Consider the following 6,999-nt stretch of genomic DNA (forward strand, 5'->3'; position numbering starts at 1 on the left):
CTCAATTATTTATGATTTTTATCTATGTATTAATAACCACATTTGAACATCTTGATAATACATCTCATTACGTTACAATAATCATGTATTATGCAACCTTTTTTCATTACACTTATTTCTTACAAGGAGTGTGTCTTGAAGTTATGCAACCATCATCTATAGTAAAATGGGAAAAAAGAATCAGAATCAGTATCGCAATGATCTTTGCTATTTTAATGATACTCAACATATATATAAGCGAAAAATTCAAAACTGACTTTGTATTTTTTCAAACGTTGATTATGTATATCCTGTTGTTTTTTCAAATGGGGTTTAACCTGTTACAATTTCTTAGTCAAACGACGAACAAATATATACAAATGACCATGATTTTACTCTATACATATGCTTATATTAGTAACTTTATCGTGTTGTTAATTTTACTTATATCTCCAATAGATTCTATGCTTGTTTTAACTATGGTTCTCACATTTTTTACATTGAGCGTTATGTTTTTAACAATCGTAGAACATCAATTTAAAAAACGCATAAAAAAAAGAGCGCAAAATTCGAATAAAATTTCAAATCATTAACGCTCGCGATTTCATAAAAGTATATGATTGCTTACTGCTCATTAAATAATCACGAAATGGTATCATGACCACTTCGTGATTTTAATTATCTTATTATATTGTTATTGATGAGTGACGTTCAACACTTTTGCATTAGTTATTTTAATCAAGTCATCAACTGTCATTTCAATCTGTACCCCACGTTCTCCGCCACTAATATAAAGAGAATTTATACATGTTGCTTGCTGATCGACAATAGTTTGAAATTGTTTTTTCATTCCAATCGGTGAACAACCGCCCCTAATATAACCTGTTACGTTTTTAAGTTCATCTAAAGGCATTAATTGTAATTTCTTTTCATTTACGGCGTTAGCTGCCGCTTTCATATCTAAAGTTTCACTTACTGGAATGATAAACACAAAATGTTGGTGATGACTATTTTCCAAAACAAGTGTTTTATATACGTATTTATCCTCTATGCCAACTTTGTGTGCTACTTCAGTGCCGTCCATATGTTCATCCGAGATTTCATACGTATTGACATTGTATTTTATCTTTTGACGATCTAACATGCGCATAGCATTTGTTTTCTTTTGTTTCATTTCGATACCTCATATGATTAAAAATGTTTTATGCATATCAAAATAATTTTATCCCAAATCATCAATCTAGCTTGAGTTGTTTAATGAATTTCGTTAATGCTTCATTCATTTCTTGATCTTTTAAAGCGAATTCTATTGTAGTTTTTACAAAACCTAATTTTTCACCGACATCATAACGCTCACCTTCAAAGTCGTAGGCATAGACTTGACTTTCTTTATTCATTCTTTCAATAGCATCTGTCAGTTGAATCTCTCCACCGGCGCCTTTACCTTGGTTTGCTAAATATTCAAAGATATCAGGTGTTAACACATAACGCCCCATAATCGCTAAATTTGAAGGTGCCGTTCCTTGTTTCGGTTTTTCCACAAATTGATTCACTTCATATTGACGCCCACTTTTACCTAACGGATCAATGATGCCGTAACGATGTGTATCATTTTCATTCACTTCTTGGACACCGATTACAGATTTACCAGTTTCTTCATATGTATCTATCAATTGTTTAATGGCTGGTTGTGTTGACTCCACAATATCATCACCCAATAGTACCGCAAAAGGTTCATTGCCAATAAATTGACGTGCTGAATAAATCGCATGTCCTAACCCTTTTTGTTCTTTTTGTCTTACATAAAAAATATTAGCAAGTTCTGTAGAATAATTCACTTTTTCTAATAGATCCGTTTTTCCTTTTTCTTCTAAAATCATTTCTAATTCTTTTTGATTATCAAAATGATCTTCAATTGCTCGCTTGTGTTTACCAGTTACAATAATAATATCCTCAATACCAGCACGAGCTGCTTCCTCTACAATGTATTGAATCGTTGGCTTATCTAAAATCGGCAACATTTCTTTTGGCATAGCTTTTGTTGCCGGAAGAAATCTTGTACCTAATCCTGCTGCAGGTATAATTGCTTTTTTTATTTTTTTCAAAACATTCATCCTTTTCAATTTTTATTAATTAAATATTCATCAAAGTATAAATCAGTTTAAACTTAATATAATAATAACATCGATACATTTAACTTTATACTTTTTATGACAATAAAAAACATCCAACTTCAATAGAATCTAAAAGTTGAATGTTTTCATTTTCCTATTTTAGTGCAGGTTGACGTATGACATCACCCAGTTTATTCACAATAACTTTATATTCTTTTTTAGCGGTCGCATCATAAAATGTATAAAACATACCTTGCTTTGAAGCATGTACTTGCTTCAAGGTAGCATTTTTTCCTAGTGCATCTTTTGCATATTTTTGAGCTATTACTTCTGACTCATGTGGTGATATTCTCGGTTTGTCTTGGTCTTGGTGATTTTGCACTTTATAAGCATCATCAAATATCCTTGCTTTATTATTTTGATCTACAGTGACTCTATAATATGTTTCGGGATGTTGCTTATTCTTGAAAGTGAAAATATAGTAATATGTCCCCTCACATGTACTATCAATACCATAGTCATTATATTCATTTTCAGAATGGTTATCACTATCAACCATTTTTTGCGCTTTATTTAGCGCTTCTGAAAATTGAGGCAAATTGATTTCGCCAGCCTCTTTATCATTCAAATCATGTGTTGCTAATTTTGCTATAGGTTCGTGGTTTTTTGCATTATATGGCTTTTCCTTTGGCACTTCATGTTTCGTGTCATCCGGCACATTTGAATCAAAATCTGCTTTTTCTTCCCCTGCTTTGGATTGGGCAACATTATTTGTATCGGAATAACTCGATATTGTTTCATGTACTTTTGCAAGCACTTGTTGGTTCGTAACTAACACTAATAAAAATATGAAACAACATGTTAATAGGAAAGCCAATATTGATAATAGTAAATTCTTCAACTTTATCCCCTTAATCATCTCTCTTTAATAATAACAACATATTATCACAAATATTTAACAAAAAACTTATATAGACCACAATTTAAAACAATTGTAATTTCTGTAACATGAATATTATGTGTGCAACTTTATTTAACATTCGTGTCATATTTGAAATTCTAATGTACAAATTCTGATAATTCTTATATCACTTAATTCATTAACCATTACATCCTGTTACTTCATACATATTTAGCAATCTTGCTAATGAACGTATGTTTAAAAATTGCCATGTTTAATTTGCTTAATAAAAAAAGTAAGAGACGAAATTAAAATGGTAGTTCTAATTTCATCTCTTACTCCTATAACATTAGCTAATTTGTCTTTTATAAAATAATTATTCATTTTTACATGCCATTCATAAACATTTAGTAATAACCATAGCAAAATGGCTGCGTCTTTTATTAAATTTATGATTTTTTCAGACGATTTCTAATTGTTTTTTCAAAAAATATTACGATCATACCAATAAACATCACTAATATCGCCATATACAGTGGAAATTCAAAATTAATATCGTATAATGTACCCGCTACTAATGGGCCTATGAAATTCCCCATGCTGGTAAAAGTCGAATTTAACCCACCAGCAAATCCTTGACGATTTCCAGCTATATTAGAAAAATAATTGGTAATTGCTGGACGAATCATATCAAAACCAATAAATACTATAAAACTAATAATCATAATTGACCAGTAACTATGCATAAACGTCAATGCAAGTAAAATAATCGCTGAATAAAGTAATGCATACGTAATAAAAGTAAGCTCTTCAAAGTATTTCATAAACTTATCAAAGAAAAACACTTGGAATATCGCACCAAAAATACCGCCACCGGTAATTGCAAAGGAGATATCTATAGGTGAATAATGTGCTTTATCGGCTGTATATAAAGGGAATAATGTTTCGAACGCAGACAAACCAAATGCAAGCACTAGCGTTAAAATGACTGGAGTGAGGAACACTTTCCAATTTATTTTAGCCAATAATTCAGGTTGATATTGTGTAAAACCATCTTGCGTTTCATTTTTCGGATTTTTAATTAATGTAATAGATAATATAAGTGCCACGACACCACTTGTACCAGCCACATAGAACGGCAATCTATGCGATACTTCCGCCAGCAAACCTCCTAAACCAGGTCCTAAAATAAAGCCTGAATTAATGATCGCCGACATATAACCAAAATTCTTTGCTTTATCTTTTCCTATAGAAATATCCGCAATCATCCCAGTAACACCAGGCATGACCATTCCAGCACTAAAACCACCTAATATTCTAGAAATGATTAGTAGAGAAAACGTGTGACTTGCGGCAAACAAGAATTCTGAAATTGCAAAAAGTGCAAGTCCAATACAAATAATTAATTTTTTACCTAATTTATCTGCAAGCGTACCACCAAATGGTGAAATAATCATTTGTGCGAGTGCAAAGACCGCAACAAGAATTCCTAAATCACTACCTTTTAAACCTAAATCTTTTAAATATACTGGTAGTACTGGTACAACTAGACCTATACCTAAAAAGACTAAAAAGATATTAAAATATAAAATATAAAATTGTTTATTCACGTTTCTCACTCCATTCTTTTATACACTTTTTTCATCATCTTGTTTTGTATCTTTAATTTAGAGGAATGCACAATATTAGAACATTCTATAACATTTTCCTACAGAAAAACAATAGAAAAACTTACATTTTCAAACACTATTATACATCTCATAAATAATTAATTGTATAATGATATTAAATGCATTAATTTGAATGGAGGTTTTCAAATGGTATATCAAGTAGATGGCAATACAATCGTATTAGTTTTAGAACAAGGTGAAGACATTGTTGAAGCTGTAACGGATCTTGCTCGTGAGCAAAATGGTAAATTTGGAACAGTCAGTGGTATCGGCGCTTGTGATGACGTAGAATTAAATTTCTATAATTTAGATACTAAAACCTATGAAAAAAAAGAAATTAAAGAACCTTTAGAATTAATTAGCCTTTTAGGTAATATTTCTCATATTGATGAAAAGCCATTTGCACATTTACATGCAACTTTTGGTACTAATCAATATGAAACATTAAGTGGTCATTTAACAAAAGCCGTTGTTTCAGCTACTGCAGAAATCGTCATTACAATGACAAACTTAGATATAAATCGTAAACACAATGCCGATATTGGCCTAAATCTATTAGATTTGTAATTCATTGGCGCCCACCCAACAAGGTTTTAACATTATTCGAATAATACTTTAACTGTATTTAACTTATAAAAATATATCAATTTAAATATGATTTTTTATAAGTAAGGATTAAAAAAAGTAATCTATACTAATCAACCATCATGTATATTAATATCTCTGCCTAAAGGATAAACGTTAATTTCTATTGAAATTATATAGAAATTAACGTTTTTATACGTTTATGAAATTTTTGTAATATCGCCGACTACCATGCTCCATTTGTTTTTTGTATTAACATGTATCTTTTTTACAATTTTGAAACGTGTTGACGCTCAAGGATTGATTATGTAAATAACTATTGAATCGAACTATACTAATTGACAACTGGCAAAAGTCTTACACGATAATCCAAATTTTATGGATTATCCCTTATTTGAAAATAAATATTTATGTTTAACTTGTTTTTGTCTATAAAACGTTTTCATTCATTTTGACTAGTGTTTATAATTGAAATTTCTGTCTATAAATTGTATTATAAAAAATCACGTTCGTAATTTTACGTTTATGTTCCCTTGGCAATAAGCTTTTTAAGGGGATTTTTATTTGTTGTTTAAAATTAATACTTATTATCATGTACAAAACAATATCTAATACTTCATAGACAAGATTATATAAAAATTCCATTTCAGGTAAAGTTGTTTTTTAAACTTCAGCTATAGTTATACTCTATAAAAATAATTATATGAGCTTGTGTGCTTAACACAAATATAAATCCAAAAAGAAAGTAGGTGTAAGTATCGCCCCTCGTTACATTGCTAGAATAATATTTTTAATTTTAATGATCATATCAATTTTCTTTAATCAATTTTATCAATTTATGACGCTTAATCTCTTTCTAGCATATGTTCCATTCGAATTATGCTTACTATTAAATTTATTTAAACCGAAATATAAATATGAATGGCCATTATTTATCGTTTTTGTGCTTATATTTTTATGCATGGTGCCCAATACGCTATATATGGTTACGGATTTAATACATTTAAATCAATTTACTTTTAATTTTTATCAAGGTTTAATCATCGTTGAATGGGTGTATTTTACATTTTTAGTTGCTGGCGTCTTATTAGCTTTATATTTATTAATTTTGATGTTTGTAGAAATGGAAAACTTTACAACTCACCGTTGGTTAAATAGAACCATTATACTCATTATGATGTTTTTAAATGGCTTAGGTATTTATATTGGACGGTTCTTACGTTTGCATTCTGTTTATATTATCAATGAACCACTTCGAATTTATAGAGAAGTTGTCAATCATTTAGATTTTGATGCTTTCCTATTTGTCATATTATTGGTATTACTTCAAATTTTAATTTATACATTTGCGAAAGGAGTACAACGTACAAAATGACTTTTAATATCTTAATTTTACTTATTGTACTCATCGTATTTCAATTAATTATTGGACATTTACTTCATGACGTAGGATTTTCATACACAAAAAGCATCTTGCTTATGTGTTTACCACTAGGTATCGGTTTATTTTATTTACAATTATTTTATTATGAACGAAAATATCCTAATTGGCATGTTTCTATTAAAACAAAGATAAGATTAAAATATATGTATATTTTAACTTTTTTTGAATACGTTGCGGTATATATCAGTCAAGTCCAGACTCCTGAGTAAAATGCTCTACAATGTTTTTACCATTTCTACTTATCAAAATTGATGTATAATCTTGAAGAATAAATCCATACATCATGTAGGTCCATAAGAACGGCTC

7 protein-coding genes are annotated in these 6,999 nt (G+C 29.6%); 3 read left to right on the plus strand and 4 right to left on the minus strand.

What is annotated here, in order from left to right:
• Positions 1-673: 673 nt before the first annotated feature.
• From ybaK to norA, 4 genes are all read right to left on the minus strand, one after another.
• Positions 674-1,153, minus strand: a complete 480-nt coding sequence (gene ybaK / locus KA824_RS12130) for a Cys-tRNA(Pro) deacylase (RefSeq protein ID WP_119517605.1) — start codon at positions 1,151-1,153, stop codon at positions 674-676.
• A gap of 61 nt (positions 1,154-1,214) precedes the next feature.
• A complete protein-coding gene (gene galU, locus KA824_RS12135; RefSeq protein WP_107384467.1) occupies positions 1,215-2,084 on the minus strand; it encodes a UTP--glucose-1-phosphate uridylyltransferase GalU in 870 nt (289 codons plus the stop codon).
• A 163-nt stretch (positions 2,085-2,247) separates the two neighbouring features.
• On the minus strand, positions 2,248-2,994 hold the full coding sequence (locus tag KA824_RS12140) for a hypothetical protein (RefSeq protein WP_119517955.1): 747 nt from the start codon (positions 2,992-2,994) through the stop codon (positions 2,248-2,250).
• Between the two features lie 449 nt (positions 2,995-3,443).
• Positions 3,444-4,604, minus strand: coding sequence for a multidrug efflux MFS transporter NorA (gene norA / locus KA824_RS12145; RefSeq protein WP_107384469.1), 1,161 nt, complete (start codon positions 4,602-4,604; stop codon positions 3,444-3,446).
• A 207-nt stretch (positions 4,605-4,811) separates the two neighbouring features.
• Between norA and KA824_RS12150 the strand changes: the two genes are divergently transcribed.
• The 3 genes from KA824_RS12150 to KA824_RS12940 all read left to right on the plus strand — a co-directional run bounded on the left by KA824_RS12150 (position 4,812) and on the right by KA824_RS12940 (position 6,902).
• Positions 4,812-5,231 carry a PPC domain-containing DNA-binding protein gene (locus tag KA824_RS12150; RefSeq protein WP_107384470.1) on the plus strand — a complete coding sequence of 140 codons (420 nt, stop codon included), beginning with the start codon at positions 4,812-4,814 and terminating at the stop codon, positions 5,229-5,231.
• Positions 5,232-6,048: 817 nt separating this feature from the next.
• Positions 6,049-6,624, plus strand: a complete 576-nt coding sequence (locus KA824_RS12155) for a DUF1361 domain-containing protein (RefSeq protein ID WP_154409551.1) — start codon at positions 6,049-6,051, stop codon at positions 6,622-6,624.
• Positions 6,621-6,902, plus strand: coding sequence for a hypothetical protein (locus KA824_RS12940; RefSeq protein WP_245335996.1), 282 nt, complete (start codon positions 6,621-6,623; stop codon positions 6,900-6,902). The genes KA824_RS12155 and KA824_RS12940 overlap by 4 nt, the downstream gene beginning before the upstream one ends.
• The last annotated feature ends 97 nt before the right edge of the window (positions 6,903-6,999 follow it).

Source organism: Staphylococcus sp. GDY8P198P (assembly GCF_017891615.1).
Lineage (GTDB): Bacteria > Bacillota > Bacilli > Staphylococcales > Staphylococcaceae > Staphylococcus > Staphylococcus cohnii.

Excerpts from the sequence above, each read along its gene's own strand:
- ybaK (WP_119517605.1), bottom strand. The coding sequence starts at position 1,153 with ATGAAACAAAAGAAAACAAATGCTATGCGCATGTTAGATCGTCAAAAG.
- KA824_RS12150 (WP_107384470.1), top strand. The coding sequence starts at position 4,812 with ATGGTATATCAAGTAGATGGCAATACAATCGTATTAGTTTTAGAACAA.
- KA824_RS12155 (WP_154409551.1), top strand. The coding sequence starts at position 6,049 with ATGATCATATCAATTTTCTTTAATCAATTTTATCAATTTATGACGCTT.
- KA824_RS12940 (WP_245335996.1), top strand. The coding sequence starts at position 6,621 with ATGACTTTTAATATCTTAATTTTACTTATTGTACTCATCGTATTTCAA.